At 54.1% G+C, this 15,442-nt stretch carries 15 protein-coding genes and 1 pseudogene; 5 read left to right on the top strand and 11 right to left on the bottom strand.

Translation table 11 applies throughout. The features are described 5' to 3' along the window. Nucleotides 1–16 precede the first annotated feature (16 nt). Nucleotides 17–862 carry a DMT family transporter gene (locus tag QQJ87_RS04015; protein WP_284280123.1) on the bottom strand — a complete coding sequence of 282 codons (846 nt, stop codon included), beginning with the start codon at nucleotides 860–862 and terminating at the stop codon, nucleotides 17–19. A 149-nt stretch (nucleotides 863–1,011) separates the two neighbouring features. On the opposite strand from QQJ87_RS04015, the gene QQJ87_RS04010 reads away from it, so the two are divergent. From QQJ87_RS04010 to QQJ87_RS14670, 3 genes and pseudogenes are all read left to right on the top strand, one after another. Beyond that, nucleotides 1,012–1,563 (top strand): hypothetical protein, encoded by a 552-nt coding sequence (locus tag QQJ87_RS04010; protein WP_284280121.1) that lies wholly within the window; start codon nucleotides 1,012–1,014, stop codon nucleotides 1,561–1,563. Nucleotides 1,564–1,704: 141 nt separating this feature from the next. After that, a pseudogene (locus QQJ87_RS14675) lies at nucleotides 1,705–2,502 on the top strand (PAS domain-containing protein); the annotation flags it as partial. Nucleotides 2,503–2,523: 21 nt separating this feature from the next. After that, nucleotides 2,524–3,045, top strand: coding sequence for a methyl-accepting chemotaxis protein (locus tag QQJ87_RS14670; protein WP_431310072.1), 522 nt, complete (start codon nucleotides 2,524–2,526; stop codon nucleotides 3,043–3,045). Here the strand turns inward: QQJ87_RS14670 and QQJ87_RS04000 are convergent. Then, complete coding sequence (locus QQJ87_RS04000) at nucleotides 2,999–3,556, bottom strand: YgjV family protein (protein ID WP_284280119.1); 558 nt, start codon at nucleotides 3,554–3,556, stop codon at nucleotides 2,999–3,001. The genes QQJ87_RS14670 and QQJ87_RS04000 overlap by 47 nt on opposite strands. Nucleotides 3,557–3,700: 144 nt before the next feature. On the opposite strand from QQJ87_RS04000, the gene QQJ87_RS03995 reads away from it, so the two are divergent. Beyond that, nucleotides 3,701–4,090 carry a thiol-disulfide oxidoreductase DCC family protein gene (locus tag QQJ87_RS03995; RefSeq protein WP_284280118.1) on the top strand — a complete coding sequence of 130 codons (390 nt, stop codon included), beginning with the start codon at nucleotides 3,701–3,703 and terminating at the stop codon, nucleotides 4,088–4,090. On the opposite strand, the gene QQJ87_RS03990 is transcribed toward QQJ87_RS03995, so the two are convergent. Further along, nucleotides 4,081–4,659, bottom strand: a complete 579-nt coding sequence (locus tag QQJ87_RS03990; protein WP_284280117.1) for a peroxidase-related enzyme — start codon at nucleotides 4,657–4,659, stop codon at nucleotides 4,081–4,083. The two genes, QQJ87_RS03995 and QQJ87_RS03990, sit on opposite strands and share 10 nt — an antisense overlap. An 81-nt stretch (nucleotides 4,660–4,740) precedes the next feature. Here QQJ87_RS03990 and QQJ87_RS03985 point away from each other — a divergent pair, with 81 nt between their 5' ends. Next, a complete protein-coding gene (locus QQJ87_RS03985; RefSeq protein ID WP_284280116.1) occupies nucleotides 4,741–5,073 on the top strand; it encodes an HNH endonuclease signature motif containing protein in 333 nt (110 codons plus the stop codon). A gap of 6 nt (nucleotides 5,074–5,079) precedes the next feature. Here QQJ87_RS03985 and QQJ87_RS03980 read toward each other — a convergent pair whose 3' ends face one another. From QQJ87_RS03980 to QQJ87_RS03945, 8 genes are all read right to left on the bottom strand, one after another. Next, nucleotides 5,080–5,988 carry a VirK/YbjX family protein gene (locus QQJ87_RS03980; RefSeq protein WP_284280115.1) on the bottom strand — a complete coding sequence of 303 codons (909 nt, stop codon included), beginning with the start codon at nucleotides 5,986–5,988 and terminating at the stop codon, nucleotides 5,080–5,082. Further along, on the bottom strand, nucleotides 5,985–7,343 hold the full coding sequence (locus tag QQJ87_RS03975; RefSeq protein ID WP_284280114.1) for a sensor histidine kinase: 1,359 nt from the start codon (nucleotides 7,341–7,343) through the stop codon (nucleotides 5,985–5,987). Before QQJ87_RS03975 ends, QQJ87_RS03980 begins: the two co-directional genes overlap by 4 nt. Beyond that, complete coding sequence (locus tag QQJ87_RS03970; protein WP_284280113.1) at nucleotides 7,340–8,011, bottom strand: response regulator transcription factor; 672 nt, start codon at nucleotides 8,009–8,011, stop codon at nucleotides 7,340–7,342. Before QQJ87_RS03970 ends, QQJ87_RS03975 begins: the two co-directional genes overlap by 4 nt. Beyond that, nucleotides 8,008–11,115, bottom strand: a complete 3,108-nt coding sequence (locus tag QQJ87_RS03965; protein WP_284280112.1) for an efflux RND transporter permease subunit — start codon at nucleotides 11,113–11,115, stop codon at nucleotides 8,008–8,010. The genes QQJ87_RS03970 and QQJ87_RS03965 overlap by 4 nt, the downstream gene beginning before the upstream one ends. Beyond that, on the bottom strand, nucleotides 11,105–12,277 hold the full coding sequence (locus tag QQJ87_RS03960) for an efflux RND transporter periplasmic adaptor subunit (protein WP_284280111.1): 1,173 nt from the start codon (nucleotides 12,275–12,277) through the stop codon (nucleotides 11,105–11,107). Before QQJ87_RS03960 ends, QQJ87_RS03965 begins: the two co-directional genes overlap by 11 nt. Further along, a complete protein-coding gene (locus QQJ87_RS03955; RefSeq protein ID WP_284280110.1) occupies nucleotides 12,274–13,572 on the bottom strand; it encodes a TolC family protein in 1,299 nt (432 codons plus the stop codon). The genes QQJ87_RS03960 and QQJ87_RS03955 overlap by 4 nt, the downstream gene beginning before the upstream one ends. Nucleotides 13,573–13,662: 90 nt before the next feature. Continuing rightward, entirely contained in the window at nucleotides 13,663–14,820 is a 1,158-nt protein-coding gene (locus QQJ87_RS03950; RefSeq protein ID WP_284280109.1) for a carbohydrate porin, read from the bottom strand. Nucleotides 14,821–14,936: 116 nt separating this feature from the next. Further along, a complete protein-coding gene (locus QQJ87_RS03945; protein WP_284280108.1) occupies nucleotides 14,937–15,422 on the bottom strand; it encodes a hypothetical protein in 486 nt (161 codons plus the stop codon). Nucleotides 15,423–15,442 lie beyond the last annotated feature (20 nt).

The raw sequence follows: 15,442 nt of genomic DNA, 5'->3' as shown, positions 1-15,442 counted from the left end.
AATAGGCGACTAAGCTTTACCGGCGTGCAATGGCCACGCCGGTGACAGCCACGGCCAGACCCAGCGTTTGCACCAGAGTGAACGACTCGTGAAACATCAACCAGGCGATTAGCGCCGTGGCGGGTGGCACCAGGTAAAACAAACTGGCCACATTCACGGCAGTGCCTGAACGGATCAAAGTGTTCAGCAGCGTGACCGCCCCCAATGACAACACCAGCACCAACCAGGACAGCGCAAACAGGAAGTGCCCCGTCCATTGCACGTGGAAGTGTTCAATCAGCAAGGCGACGGGGAAGGTGACCACCGCCGCGCCAATAAACTGCATGACTGCACCTGTGCGCCAGTCAAAATGGGCGCAATGGCGTTTTTGATACAGCGTACCCACCGTGATGCCCAGCAATGCACCCAATGCCCAGTAAAGGCCATGCAACGCAAAGCCACTGTGAATGCGCTGCGACAGCACCAGCGCCACACCCACCAGGCCTAGTAACAGACCGAGCCATTGAATCGGCCGCATGCGTTCGCCCACCACAATCGGTGCCAGCAGTGCGGTCAGCAAAGGCTGCATACCGACGATCAAGCTGACCACCCCAGCTGGCAGGCCCAGGCTGATGGCCACAAAGACACCCCCCAGGTAACACCCGTGAATCAGCGACCCTGCCACGGCCAGGTGAAACATTTGTGAGGGTTTGGTTTCCCATTTGGCTTTTGCAAGCAGAGCGAATGCCGACATCAGCACAATGACCGCGCAATAGCGCAGCAATAGAAAAGTCAACGGCTCCGCGTAGGGCAGGCCATACTTGGCACCAATGAAGCCGGTGCTCCACAAAAAGACGAAAAGAAGGGGGTAATAATTCAGCATGCCGTATGGTGTCACAAAGCGCTATTGACCGGATCGTCAGTTTCCTTAAAAGCCGCATTTCTAGTGTTTTCCCTAGCCCTGTACAGACAAAAACGCAACGATTGTTTACACTTGATTACTTGCGGTTATTTGGAGTGTCGACGCATTTCATGGACATTATTCAGCTGGGCGAACTTTTTGCCTGTACCACCGGCCTGGCCGTGTTTCGAGAGGTGAAGGGTGCCGTTGGCGATCACGCCCACTGGGCCCACCAAATTGCCATCGACCTGGATGGTCACGAGGTGGCTTGTTTTTGCGAAGGTCGATGGATTCGAGGACAGGGCGTTTTTGTGCCTCGCCATCACACTCATTCAGTGGGGGCGGGGCGGCAGCTCAACCTGTTTTTCGATCCGTCCATTGACTGGCTTGACGAAGTGTTTGGTGGCAGTCTCGACTGCGATTGCGCACAAGTGCTTGATCGAGATACTCTTCAGGGCATTTTAAGTTGTTTTTATTCAGGCACAAGCTTGCTTGAAGGCATGTCCATTTTCACCAAAGCCTTCGAAATGCGAAGTAGTGCAGACATTGACGCTGAGTCAGCGGCCAAGTGGCAGCTGTTGATAAGCAAGGCCATACAGGCTACTGCAGACACCCCAACGGAAGAACTGCCTGCCACCTACAGCACCTTGGGGCGTTTGTTGGCTTCTGAAGTGCATCCATAACGCGCAACTGGCCTCTGTTTCCTACTCTTTTCGGGGGTTGACGCCTGTTAACACTCAGTAACATGGTGTGACCGTATTTCACAATCCAGCATTGTTTGCCCGGGCAGTACACGCAACAGTGTTTTACTAAAGGGTGGCTTCATGTTCACATTCAAAAGGCGCAAGGTCGTTCCACAAGTCAATCCTGAATCCGTCCAACAGTCGGCAAAGGCCCTGTTTGAGGCTGGCTTGTTGCAAGCCGTGAGTCGATCCATGGCCTGTGTCATGTTTGATCCCCAGGGGCGGCTACTGGACGCCAACGACAATTTTCTAAGTGCCATGGGATACACCCTCGGCGAGGTGGCAGGTCGAGACCATTCCATGTTTTGCGCCTCGGATCTGGTTCAAAGTGATGAATACCGCAATTTTCGCGCCGCCTTGTCTGCCGGCACCGTGCATCAAGGGCAGTTCAGGCGTGTGCGTAAAAATGGCACCCCCATTTACCTTGAAGCGTCCTACACCCCCGTTCGAGACCTCAGCGGCAACGTCACCGGCATTGTCAAAGTTGCGCAAGACATTACCGTTAAAGCGCAGGAAGACATGCATGTTCGCGCGCTTCAGCAGGCGATGGATCGGTCGATGGCACGCATTGAATTCACGCCGGATGGCCACATCGTGGACGCCAACGACAACTTTTTGAATGCAGTGGGTTATCGGATGGACGAAATTCGAGGCAAGCACCACCGAATTTTTTGCACGCGCGACTATCAGCAATCCGCCGACTATCAACATTTCTGGGCTGACCTGGCCGACGGACATTTTCATTCAGGTGAATGTGAACGCGTGGCCAAGAGCAATCGCCCGCTTTGGCTGGAGGCCACCTACAACCCCGTGGTGGATGACCGAGGCAATGTGGTCGGCGTGGTGAAATTTGCAATCGACGTTACCCATCGCCATCAACAGGCTGAAAACAACCAACGCGTGGTCAGCTCCACCCGTGTCATTTCAGCAGAGGCCGTCAAGCGTTCTGAAGAGGCCGTGAATTATTCCGGACAAAACAGCGAATCCATCAACAGCCTTTCCAAGCAGGTTCAAGAGGGTCGCCAACGGGTGGGGCAGTTGGGCGAACTGGCCAAGCGGATCAATGAGATTACGCGCGCCATTTCCGAGATTGCGTCTCAAACCAACCTGTTGGCGTTGAATGCCGCCATCGAATCAGCCCGCGCGGGCGAGGCTGGCCGTGGCTTTGCTGTGGTGGCGGACGAGGTGCGCAAACTGGCCACCAAAACCGATGAACAGGCCAAAATTATTGCTGACATCATTACTCAAACCCAGCGTGAAGTGCAGGAGGTCAGTGACAGCATGCTGCGCTGCTCGGAACAATCTGAACATGCCAAGAGCAGCAACGCGGCAGCGTTGGACGCATTGAAGGCGCTGGATGTCTGTTCCAGAAAGCTCAGTGAGTTGATGGGCTCAATGGATCAAGGCGGCGCGCAGCGCTGATTTTGTACAGGCCGTAGAGGTTGGCCACATTCAGCACAATCATGCAGGCCAGCAATTCCCAAGACCGGAAAATGACCGCGTGAACCGCCCACATGCCGTTGGACAAAAGGGTCCAGCGGCGTATGTTTTCATTGGAGCAGAAAAAGAAACTCCATGTGCCGATCAGGGTGGCTGCCAGTGGAACCATCGACTGATACCAAATGTGCGCAGTCAGCCCAGTCAATACAAAGGCCGTTATCGTAAACACGCCCGCAAACAGTTGCTTTTGGCGCAGCGACATGTGCATGGCATACACGCTGACCCCCTGCCGAACAGCCGCCAACACCATGATGGCAGCACCCGTGGCCGAGCCCAGCAACACGTACTGCACCCCCCACACCACCGAGCTGATGGCAAACAGCGTTTTGGTTTTTTGCTCGGTCACTTCGATGTAGCCCCACATGCTGAGCAGGGCAGCCACCAGGCCAGTAAAACGAACAAGCAATTCTTCGGAGGGCAACACGATAAGCACACAATCGTCAAGATGAGCACGGACTATACACCGTCGTGCCTTTGGCTTTTGTGACGATTTGTATCGGTGTTGCAAGCTGACAACCATGGGTGCATCGGGGTATGATGAAGCCCAGTCTCAAGCAGTACGGAGCACGCAGTTCACATGTCTGACCCCACACCCACAAACGCCTGCACCGAGGTGTATTTCGATGGTTCATGCCCTTTGTGCCGTCGTGAAATTTCGCTGTATCAAAACCTGAAATCCGACCAGCCTATCGAGTGGGTTGATGTGTCGGTTGAACAAAGCAGCTTGCCCGCCGGGGTCACCCACGCGCAGTTGATGAAGCGCTTCCACACACGCACAGCCCAAGGCGAATTGTTGAGCGGGGCTGCCGCGTTTGTGCACATTTGGGCGCAGTTGCCGGGGTGGCGCTTATTGGCCAGCCTGGCCAGAATTCCCGGTGTGCTGTGGTTGATGGAGCGCACCTACCGTGGGTTTTTGGTGATTCGGCCCAGCATTCAGCGGGTGTTTCGCAAGCTGGATCAGGCTTGACGCCCCAACAGATAAAACTCGTCGTTGGCGCGCATGCTGGTTACGTTGGCCATGCGGTTGGACAAGCCAAAAAACGCTGAAATGCCGGCGATGTCCCACACGTCTTCCATCGTGAAACCGTGTGCGGCCAGCGCTTCAAAGTCAGTGTCATTCACCGCGTAGGCTTGTTGGGATACCTTCATCGCGAAATCAAGCATGGCCTTCTGCCTGGGCGTGATGTCCGCCTTTCGGTAATTGATGGCGACCTGGTCGGCAATCAGCGGGTTCTTGGCCCGAATGCGCAAAATGGCGCCATGGGCAATTACGCAGTACTGGCATTGGTTGGCGTTGCTGGTGGCCACCACAATCATCTCGCGCTCGGCCTTGCTCAGGTTGCCGGGCTTCTCCATCAGCGCATCGTGGTAGGCAAAAAACGCCCTGAATTCATCGGGCCGGTGGGCCAGCACCAAAAATACATTGGGTACGAAACCAGATTTTTCCTGCACGGCCAGAACACGCGCTCGAATGTCGTCAGGCAGGTCGGCCAGTTCCGGCACCGGAAAACGGCTGATGGGCGGTGTGTTCGACATGGTACTTCTCCGGGTCAGGTGGTTTTCAAGACCTTCATTTTGACGCAAACTAGCAGCCAATGGATTTTGGTGCAGCAAGTCATGTCCAAGCGTCGTAGAAATGAGCCTGAAAGTTGGTATCAACCCCCTGAACCCGAGGTGTGTCCGCTGTGTCGGCGGGAAATTCCGCCTTCGCAGAAGGACCTGCACCACCTGGTGCCCAAGCTGAAAGGCGGCAAGGTAACGCAAAGCCTGCACCGCATTTGCCACCGGCAAATTCATGCCCTGTTTACCGAGGCTGAGTTGGCCCAGCATTACTTCACCATTGACGCTTTGCTGGCCCACCCCGATATTCAATCTTTCGTGAAATGGGTCAGCAGCAAACCGCCTGAGTTCATGGACCGCACCCGCAAAAGCAACCGTATCAAGCGTTGAACTCAGTTATTCAGGTATTTCTTGAAGCTGATTCAGGAACAGTTCGATCTGATTTTGCAAATCTTCTTTCAGACGCAATTTTCGCTGATATTCCCCGCGACGGCTCGATGGTACGTCCTCAAGCGCTTTGTGTTTGATCTCCAGATCTGAAATCCAATGGCCGTTGGGCGTGGCTGAGAAGCCCTGCTCGATACAAAACTTGTCGTAATCGAACGAGATCGTGCGCCTTTTGCGCAAATGCTGATACACATGTTTGGCCGATGAGACCATACCCAAGTTGTCTGCCAGCAGGTGTCGGGCCATTGCTTTCAAAATGAATAGCATCAAAAGGCCAGGCCGTGTGTTGTGAAAGTTCTTGGTTGCTCTGTTGATCAGTTCTCTGCGGTGTGGCCCTGTTGCACCCTGCAGACAACCCACAAACAGGGTGAGCGTATCCTCTTCATCAAGCAGCGTGAAGGTTGCAGCGTAAAGCCGGTAGCCTTGTTCCATCAGGCTGACTGTGAGTTCGCCTTCTTTGGCAAACTGACTTGCGCTCTGAACATGCACTTCATAGTGTTGGCCCCTGCAGCCATCGAATTTGCAGATGACCTTGTGTTCTTGAGGATTCTCCAAAAATGAAAGTGCATTCCATCCACGCATGTTCAGTGTTTCGTGATGTTGCAATACCAACATGGCACGCTGCCCAGCCCCAAGAGACTTTTCAAGGTAGGGACGGTATGGCTTTTCGAGAATATGGGCATGGTTTCGAGTCAGGCTATTCAAGGGCACAAGATCATCCAGTCCTTCAAGCCACTGTCGCGAAGTTCGATAGAACAGCAGGCTGCGCAGAAAAAATTTCAGCCGTTTGCGCCATTGGTCGGGGTATATCTGGTAAGCAATGTCCAGCAACACACCGGGAAGAGTTCTGAATTTCATGCAGGAAATCTCACAACAAACCGTGTTCCCGAATTGGCGTGCGAATCGGCGATGACGATACTGGCATTGTGGTCAGCAACAATGTTGTTGACGATGGCAAGTCCAAGCCCGGCGCCTTTTTGACCCTCTATATCAAGGCGGACATGACGCTTCAGCACATTGGTTCTGGCTTGTTCAGGAATACCAGGTCCGGTGTCTTCGACTTCCAGTTCAGCCGAGCTATCTGGCATCGTTCTGCATTTAACCGTAACCCTGCCACCTTCCGGCGTGTAGCGAATGGCGTTGTCCACCAAGTTGTCCAGCAGGTCGCGCAGCAAAAACACGTCGCCTCTGGCGGAGGTAGGCGTCAGTTCAAAGCCCAGATCAATCAGCTTGTTGTCCGCCAGCAGGATAAAGTGCTGCATGGTGTTTTCCACCAGCAAATCGAGTCGGACCTCTTCGAACAGTTCAGGGTTGCAGCGGCTTGGCTCTGCTCGTGCCAACGACATCAATTGGTTGCTTTTTCGTGTCAGGTCTTTCACCGAAGAAAGCACCAGTTCCAGAGACTGCCGCGATTTTTCATCGTTGGCATGGCGCGTGATCAGCCATTCAACGTGGGTCTGTATGCCGGCCAGTGGTGTGCGTATTTGATGGGCTACATCGGCAATGAATTCCCGTTGGGTGCGAAGACTGCTGTCCAGCCGCGCGAGCAGGTCGTTGATCCCTTTGACCGCAGGTGCAAGCTCCACGGGTAGATTTTCCGTGTGAAGGGCAGTCAGATCTCCAGGCTTTCGCATATCCAGTTCTTCCTGGAATCGAGAGACTGGGCGAAGTCCGCTGCCCACCGCTTTCCAGACAACGAGTACAAATACTCCCAGCAAAAGACTTTCGAGAATCATCAGACCACTGAGAATTTCAGACTGGCTTCTCTTGCGTTTTCTGAGCGTTTCAGCCACACCGATACGGACCTCTTTTCCATCGATGTGGGTAATGAGGGTAATCACCCTCACGGGCTCGCCGCGCATGGTTGCGTAATAGGCCAAGAGTGCTTGGTCAGCCTGCGCCGTTTGTAAATTCGGAAAATCGTGATCACCGAGAATGGTGTGATGCGCTTCGTCACGAACCGCGAAGAATATTTCATCGTAATGGTCGATTCGCAGAATTTGAGCCGCTGGGTTGGGAAGATCGACCACTACCTTGTTGTCGATGACTCTCAGTCGCGAAGCGAGGGCCCAGGCATTGTCAGCGAGGCTTTGATCAAATGCCAGCTGTGCCGGTCCCCAGGCAAGCCAGTAAGTCAATGCACTGGCCAGCAAGCTGACCAGCAGCATGGGGATGATGAGCCTTTTCAGTAGCCCCAGGCGAATGCTGGTCATGCTGTCTCTACACCTTCGAGTAAATAGCCAAATCCTCGAATGGTGCGAATTCGCAGTCCCGAACCTGCCAGTTTCAATCGCAGCCGCGACACATAGACTTCGATCGCGTTCAGGGACACTTCAGTGTCTGTGGTGAAGATGGCATCAATAATGTGCTGCTTCGAAAGAACCCGGCCCAGATTTCTGATCAGATATTCCAGTACTGTCCACTCTCTCACCGAAAGATCAACGGTCTGGCCACAAATCTGCACTCGGCGGCCAAAATAGTCCATCGTTAGGTCGCCAAGCGATATCGCGTTGTCCGCACCTCGGCTGCGTCGAATCAATGCCTTAATTCGCGCCACCAACTCGGGTGTTGCAAACGGCTTGATGAGGTAGTCGTCGGCTCCAACCTCCAGCCCGTGCACTCTGTCTTGTATGGCGTCTCGTGCAGTCAGTAACAAAACTGGTGTCACATCATTGCGTTGGCGCATTCGGCGCAACACTTCAAATCCGTCCAAACCCGGCAGCCCGATGTCCAGAATGACTGCACTGAATTCAATCTGCCGAACCAGTGCATCTGCAGTGGAACCATTGTTGATTGTTTCTACATTCATGCCATGACCCTCCAGCACCCTGGAAATACCGGAGGCCAGTACTGGATCGTCTTCAACGAGCAAAATATTCATGATTCGGAGCCCTCAACGGGTTTTTGGTGACGCTGTTCAACCATGGAGAACACAATCGGCAGCAGGGTGAGCGTGAAGAACGTGGCAGACACAATGCCGCCAACAATCACCACGGCGAAGGGACGCTGGGTCTCTGAACCGATTCCGTGTGAGAGGGCAGCAGGCAGCAAACCGAGACCCGCCATCAAGGCAGTCATCAATATTGGGCGAAGTCTGCTGATTGCACCTTCTACACTGGCTCGCAACAGCGTCATACCTTCGTCCAGGTATTCAAGGATCTGCTCGATCATGATCACGCCGTTTTGTACAGAAATTCCTGCAACAGCGATAAAGCCAACAGCGGCCGAGACCGAGAAATGTAGACCTTCGAGGCCCAGACCAATCACACCGCCAATCACGGAGAAAGGCACGATGCCGAGCACCACGAGCGCACGCCTGACCGATCTGAAGGTCCAGAACAGCAGAGAGAAAATCAGCAGTGCGGTGACGGGAACAATGACCGAGAGCCGTTTAACCGCACGTTGCTGGTTTTCAAATTGCCCGCCCCAAGTCAAGCGGTATCCTGGGGGCAGCTTGACCTTGTCGGCCACTTCTTGTTGAGCCTCAGCCACGAAGCTGCCTTGATCCCGACCAATCAGGTTGGCCTTGACGGACGCGATCCGGCTGCCTTCTTCCCGGTTAATCATGCTGGCGCCCTGGGTCTGTTCGATGTGGGCGATCTCTGCCAGCGTGATTACCCCCTTGTTGTCGGGCAGGGCAATCGGCAAGGCACCAATACTGTCGGCTGAACTGCGAAAAGGCTTGTCCAGGCGAATGCTGAGGTCATAGCGTTGGTCTCCGTCGTAAAACGTGTTGACGGGCAAGCCTGCCAGTCCGGCCTGAACTGCCGAATTGATTGCTGCCACATTCAGGCCGAGTCTGGCGATCCTGTCTCTGTCCAGTTGAATGTCCAATTCACTCTGCCCACCAATTTCGGTCATTCCCACGTCGGTTGCGCCGGGTATGTTTTTAACCACTTGAGCAACTTCACGGGCCTTTTGGGCAAGAACTGCCAGGTCTGGGCCGAAGATCTTGATGGCTATTTCACCCTTCACACCTGAAAGGGATTCCTCCACGTTGTCTTCGATAACCTGAGAAAAGTTGGTTGGTACGCCGGGCAAGGCATGCAGGCGTTTGGACATGCTTTCAATCAGCTCGTCTTTTGAATCAAAGCGCCAAGTGTCGGTGGGTTTCAGGTCTGCCAGAATTTCGATGTTGTTGGAGCCTTTTGGGTCGGTGGCGTCGTCGGGGCGCCCAACCTGGCTAATGACATGGGCCACCTCTGGGTAGGACAGTAAAATTTGTCGTACCCGTTGTTCAACAGATTGGGTGTTCTCGATCGCGCTGGAGGGTGGCAATGTGATCGTCAACCAGATATTGCCCTCATCCAGTTTGGGCAGAAATTCACTGCCCAGCAAAGGCGAAAGCAACAGAGTCAGGGTCAATGCAAAGCCAGAGGCCAGCAAAAGAACATGGCGTTTCAGGTGAAGGGCACGCAGCATCCGTCTGTAGCGGTCTTGAAGCTTGATCAGCCACGGACTGTGCTTTTCTGCCATGGAACCGGAGCGCATGGCCCAATCCAGCAGCGATGGAATCCAGGTCACAGTCAAGATGACCGCACCCAGAATAGCAAAGCTCAATGTCAAGGCCACAGGTGTAAAGATCTTTCCTTCTACCCGCTGGAAGGTGAAGATCGGTAGGAATGCAGTGATGATGATGGCTTTGGCGAACAGGATCGGGTGTCCCATTTCGGTCACGGTTTCTTTCAGAACCGATTGCCCGGTACGCCAATTGGTGGTTTGGTTTGAACCGGTCAAGGCCTGTTCTGCCAGTCTGACCATCAAGGCTTCTACCAGCACCACCGCGCCGTCAATAATGATGCCGAAGTCCACCGCGCCCAGTGAGATCAGGTTGGCGGGTATGCCCTTGGCATCCAGCAGGATGAACGCAAACAGCAGTGCCAAGGGAATGACAGTGGCCACGATCAGGGCTGCGCGCCAGTTGCGTAAAAACAGAATCAGAATGGCGATCACCAGCAGGGCGCCGATCAACAGGTTTTCCGTCACGGTGCGTACGGTCTTCTTGATCAAGTCTGTCCGGTCGTAGATGACCTCAAGCCGCACGCCCTTGGGCAATTTGGCGTTGATGGAGTCCACTCGCTGGCGTACATCCGAGATGACTTTGGCCGCATTGGCGCCCTTGGTCATCAATACAATGCCCTCGATCACACTGTTTGCTTTGTCATAGGCCACAATGCCGGATCTGGGTTTGTGTCCGATTTCAACCTGTGCGACGTCCCGCACCAACACTGTTTTACCGTTGTTGGCTTGTACTACGATATGGCCAATGTCCTCCAGCGACCTTACGATCCCGATGCTGCGAATCACGAGCGACTCGTCACCCCGTTTGAAAAAGCCACCACCAACGTTGGCGCTGTTGTTGGCAAGGGCCTGGCTGACCTGGTCCAGCGTGACGCCGAAACGCTTTAGCCGGTCCGGATCTACCCGCACCTGATACTCCTTCACTGTGCCACCAAAACTGACCACATCGGCAACACCGGGTACCATTCGCAGTTTGTTGCTGATCACCCAGTCCTGAAGGGAGCGCACGTCGTTTTCTGACATGCTTGCTGGTGCGCGCACCACATAGCGAAAAATTTCGCCAACCGCGGTGCTCAGTGGCGCCAGTGTGGGTTGAATGCCCGGCGGAAGGTTAACCTCCTGCAGTTTTTCAAGCACTTGCTGGCGGGCAAAGTAGTCATCCGTGTGGTCTGCAAATGTCAGCGTGACCACGGAAAGCCCGTTGAGCGTGACCGACCTCAACTGGGTCTGCCTGGGCACTGAGTTCATCGCCCGTTCGATCGGAAGGGTGATGGCGCGTTCCACCTCTTCTGGCGCTTGCCCTGGATTCAAGGTCACTATTTGAACCTGTACATCCTGCACGTCAGGAAAGGCTTCAATGGGGATGTCGGTCACGGCCCTGTAACCAAACAGGCACAATGCGCCTGTCATGACCAGCACAAATACACGTTGTGCCAATACGAATTCGATCAGCTTATTGAGCATCGTTGGCGGCTTCCGAATTCAACAGCAGTGCGCCCTCGACCACCAAATTGTCACCGGGCTTCAAGCCCTCTGAGACCTCGCTGAAGTCTGCGCCGCGTCGAAGCAATTGAACTTTCAATTTTTTGAATGTGTTCGATCCAGTCTGTACAAAAACGCTGCTGTATAGCCCGTCTGTCAGAAGACTTTGATTGGGAACGCGCACAATTTGCGTGGCTTCACGATCTGAGAACGCCACCTTGGCAAACATGTCCGGCTTCAATGAAAGATCAGCATTGTTCAATGCACATCGAACTGGAATCCGGCGTGTGTCTGGATCGACCGCAAGGCCAACGCGGGTCACCGTGGCGTCGAACAGTTTGCCGGGGTAGGCCTGCACCTCCACGGTGGCGTGTTGTCCCACAAACACTTTGCCAATGTCTGCTTCTGGCACGTCCACCAGACCCCACAACTTTGTGGGGTCTGTCACGATAAAAAGGGCAGAGCCCGAATCCGGTTTGGCCTCCATACCTGGATTCACTTGCCTTGCGGCCAGCCTGCCTGAAAGAGGGGACACTAGCCGGAATTGACCCGGAGTGCCTGAAATCATAAGCCCGTGAAGATTTCTCACCTTTTCACGGGTTCGGGTCGTTTCCGCCTGCGCTTGCAGAAAATCAGCTTTGGCTGCCTCCGCATCGCGTGCAGCGATTACTTCGTGCTGTAGCAGTGTTTGTGCCCTGTGCCAGGCCAATTCCTTCATGGTTTGATCGGCAGTTGCCTTCTGAAAGTCCGCCTGTGCGCTGGCAAAATCAGGGGAATCCAGCTCTGCCAGCGCCTGTCCTTTGGCAACTGAGTCGCCAATGTCGGCCAAAATTCGCGTCACGCGTCCGGCAACTGGGGTTTCAACACGGGCAGTGCGGTCTTCGTCATAGACGATTTTGCCGTTTAAGGAATCAGTGACCGATTTGGGCCAGGCCTTCAGCGTTTCAGTTTTCAGTGCTGTCAGTTGAGAATCTTGAACAGTGACTTCACCAGGCTCGGCAGGCTTTTGTTTGTTGCTGGCCTCAGACTCTGCCGCTTTGACCGCTGAGGGTTTGTGTTTGCTCAACATGCTGGCGGAAAACCAGCCTGCACCCGCTGCAGCGATCACGGTCAAGGTCAGGCCAATGGCTTGTTTTGCTTTCATGGTGTTTTTTCATCCATCGTGCTGAATAGTCGCAGGCGTTCCAGCGCCTTTGCATAGTCGGCCTGCGCGGCTATTTCACCGCTTTGGGTTTGTTTGTAGGTTCGTCGTGCGTCAAGTAGTTCAGTGGCGCCTGCGGCTCCTTGTTTGAAGGCGTATTCCACGGATTCCAGTGATTTGCGCGCTGCAGGTACAATGTCGTTGTGGTAATTGGCCAGCCGCACGGCTGTGCTTTCGACGCGACTTTGCGCAAGATTGACATCAGCACTGCTTTCCGCCCTGATTCGCTGAGCGTCTTCTTCCAGCTGGTTTTGCACCGCCTGTGCAGCCAATATTTCACCGTCGTAGTCGTACCAAACAAACAGCGGGAACTGAACAGCAACCCCTACGCTGTTACCGCTGCCCTGCATGTTTGAGGGACTTGTGGGGTAATGTTCATATTGAACAGCCAGCGTAATGTCGCGGGTTCGCAGTGCCTTTGAGAGTTCCACCGCTTTGCTGGCGGCCTTCAAACGGTCTTTCGCAGCTTCCACTTCGGGTTGTTCAGGCGTGTCTTGCTGATTTTCCCCGGAAGGTGAGTCCACTTTACTCGGCCAGGGTTGCGCCAGCCGCAGATTTCCAGGCTGGTTGGCCATTCCGATCAGCCGCAGAAATGCGTCCCGCTTGATGTTTAAGTCGTCTTGCGCCGCGCTGCTGTCATTGTGGGCCTGGTAGGTGTCCACCTGAACGCGCTGAAGCTCCGCACCAGACAGATCCCCCGCCTTAACTCGCAACTGGGCCAGTTTCAAATTGTTTTCCGCAAGGCTTTCGAGTTCGCGACTGAGTGTCAATGCGTCACTTGCCGCCTTCAGGTCAAAATAGCTGTCGGCAACGGCCTGTTTGACCCGTCTCGTAGTGCTACGTAAGTCGTTTTCTGCGGCTTGAATCAGGTAGTCAGCGGCTTCAGATCGAATTTGTCGTTTTTGGCCTCGTTCGATCAACTGGCTGATCTGGATCGTGGAATCTACCGTCTTGTCAGACAAATTGCCTGCGCCAACTCCCAATTGGTGGTTAATGTTGAAAGTCTGCAGGTTGAGTTGCGGGTTGGGTCTTGCTTGTGCAGACAGAGATTGAGCGCGGGCCACCTGAAGCGCGGCCTTCGCTGCGGTAATGTCTGAGTTGAGTTCAACAGCGATTGAAAGTGCGTCGTTCAGTGTGAAGTCCCTGGCTGCAGGCGCAGGTACTCCCGCACAGACGTGGCCATGCCACACCCATGCAAACAGGATTACGGATTTAGCAACTCGGCCCTTCAGACGCATATTTCAGTATTCGCAAATTATTCCCGTTGCGAATTCTAGAGAGCGATACTGAGGAATGACTGAGGGTTTGCTGACAGTTTTCTGACAAGGTCAGAATTGCATGTGAATGCGAATGGCACCGAGATTCACCGGGCCGCGATCGCGGTTGTAGGCAGGGTTGTTGATGTGTTGAAAATCCACTGTAAAAGTCACCTGATCACTGATGCTCATCGAATAAAAAGTCTCGAGGATTTGCTCAGTGTTGTAATTCAGTCTGCCATCGCCGATCAAAATGCCGGATCCGCCACTTGCAAAGTATGATTTTGCGGGACCCGACAATGCGTTCAAGGCCACTGCAGCGCCAAACTGATCATTCGGTCTGGTCCATGTTCTGCCGTTGACTGAAATGCCGGTCGCGAACGATTTATTGATTTCAGTGAACTCGTAGGCTTCCTTGCGACCGTCATTCGCACTCCACCTCGCAAAAATTCCTGCGTCGCTACCAATCGCCTGTTCCAGGTTCATCGCAAACCCTGCTCTTGAACTGCGTTTGCGAACCATGGCCGTGTCTGGTACGGATCCTGTGATAAACGCCTGTTTTAACGCATCGTTATAATCCCCCATGCGACCTTCATTCAGGAATGTGAGCAATTTCAACTTTCCGGGTAAATTGCCCAAACCATAACGCCCTTCAGCCTCGACGACTGACATTCTCTGGCTGAAATCGAACCCAGTAACCTTGCCATTGGGCACAGACGACAGCTGAAAACGGCCAGCCCTCAAGGTCCACCAGTTTTTGTTCCATTCCACGGCAACGCCGTTGGTGAAACCCCATGAATCAGCAGCGTAGTCGAAGGCACCGGCGTCGATGATGGACCAGTTCAGGAAGTCGTTTCTTGGGTCATGAGCGTACGTGTTGTTGTCAAACACATCGACTACTGAAAATTTACCCAATGTGACCGTGACATTGTTGGTGGCAACTGGGCCACCCAGTTGATTGGCTGAACCTTCAATTGTAGTACTACCACCTGGCAGTGCAAATAGGCTGCGAATGAATGCCCTCGGTACGCGAAGGTAAGGTGCATTTGCCCCGATTTTGTATGCCTCGCCACTGGGGAACCCCGCCACGCCGACTGTGTTGCTAACTCCGAAGCCTTGATCGACTTCTGGATTGATCCAGAACTCTGTGCTCGGGGAAAGTCGCAGACCCGCATAGAGGGTAAGGTCAGTGGTTTCCTCCAAACGTTCATTCTGCTGGAGGCTATTCATCCCGGAATACGGGGAAGGAAAGCGATTGTGTGACTGTGTCACATTGGTCAACTGTCCATGTACAGCCCAGTTCTCAATTTGCGGATCCGCCGGAGGCGTTGAAAACCACATCTGGATTACCCACCCTTGCGTCCACTTTGCTCCGGCACGGGCGGCGCTACTCGATTGACCGCCTCTTTCTGCACGCATTCTTCCGTGCCGTGGTTACCGCCCTGGTAGCCTGGCTCGTAGTAGAACTTGGTGAACGCCCAGCGATTGCCGTGGGCCTTGTGAAAGCGGGCCAGGCCGGTGCCCGCGTCGCCGGTTTTGGGGCCGGTGTTGGCAAAGTGGATTGCGGCGTAATGGCCTTGTGCCACAGCCTCGCCGGGATAGGTCCCAAAGCCTGGTACTTTCATCTCAAAGTGGTAGGCCGTGTTGTTGCCCACGCTGTGTATCGGGTTTTTGGTCAAAGTAACCTCAGCGGTGTATGCGCCGTCGTGTGCATCGGTGCCTTTGCAGTCATAAACGCCTGAATAATCGGCGGGCGCGGGGTTGCCCGGAGCAGCCCAAACTGGTGCAGTGCTGCCCAGAAAAAGCGCATATACAGTGGCTTTCAAGCGCATGTGTGGTTTCCTTTCAGCAA

Origin of the sequence: Limnobacter litoralis (assembly GCF_030160455.1) — a bacterium.
Classification (GTDB): domain Bacteria; phylum Pseudomonadota; class Gammaproteobacteria; order Burkholderiales; family Burkholderiaceae_B; genus Limnobacter; species Limnobacter litoralis.
Note: the sequence above shows the minus strand (reverse complement) of the source record. Positions and strands in the feature narration are given on the sequence as shown.

What these genes read in the sequence shown, in the direction of transcription:
- QQJ87_RS04015 (WP_284280123.1), bottom strand. Translation starts at nt 862, where the DNA reads ATGCTGAATTATTACCCCCTTCTTTTCGTCTTTTTGTGGAGCACCGGC.
- QQJ87_RS03985 (WP_284280116.1), top strand. Translation starts at nt 4,741, where the DNA reads ATGTCCAAGCGTCGTAGAAATGAGCCTGAAAGTTGGTATCAACCCCCT.
- QQJ87_RS03945 (WP_284280108.1), bottom strand. Translation starts at nt 15,422, where the DNA reads ATGCGCTTGAAAGCCACTGTATATGCGCTTTTTCTGGGCAGCACTGCA.
- QQJ87_RS03950 (WP_284280109.1), bottom strand. Translation starts at nt 14,820, where the DNA reads ATGAATAGCCTCCAGCAGAATGAACGTTTGGAGGAAACCACTGACCTT.
- QQJ87_RS03975 (WP_284280114.1), bottom strand. Translation starts at nt 7,343, where the DNA reads ATGACCAGCATTCGCCTGGGGCTACTGAAAAGGCTCATCATCCCCATG.
- QQJ87_RS03955 (WP_284280110.1), bottom strand. Translation starts at nt 13,572, where the DNA reads ATGCGTCTGAAGGGCCGAGTTGCTAAATCCGTAATCCTGTTTGCATGG.
- QQJ87_RS03970 (WP_284280113.1), bottom strand. Translation starts at nt 8,011, where the DNA reads ATGAATATTTTGCTCGTTGAAGACGATCCAGTACTGGCCTCCGGTATT.
- QQJ87_RS03995 (WP_284280118.1), top strand. Translation starts at nt 3,701, where the DNA reads ATGTCTGACCCCACACCCACAAACGCCTGCACCGAGGTGTATTTCGAT.
- QQJ87_RS04010 (WP_284280121.1), top strand. Translation starts at nt 1,012, where the DNA reads ATGGACATTATTCAGCTGGGCGAACTTTTTGCCTGTACCACCGGCCTG.
- QQJ87_RS03960 (WP_284280111.1), bottom strand. Translation starts at nt 12,277, where the DNA reads ATGAAAGCAAAACAAGCCATTGGCCTGACCTTGACCGTGATCGCTGCA.
- QQJ87_RS03980 (WP_284280115.1), bottom strand. Translation starts at nt 5,988, where the DNA reads ATGAAATTCAGAACTCTTCCCGGTGTGTTGCTGGACATTGCTTACCAG.
- QQJ87_RS03990 (WP_284280117.1), bottom strand. Translation starts at nt 4,659, where the DNA reads ATGTCGAACACACCGCCCATCAGCCGTTTTCCGGTGCCGGAACTGGCC.
- QQJ87_RS03965 (WP_284280112.1), bottom strand. Translation starts at nt 11,115, where the DNA reads ATGCTCAATAAGCTGATCGAATTCGTATTGGCACAACGTGTATTTGTG.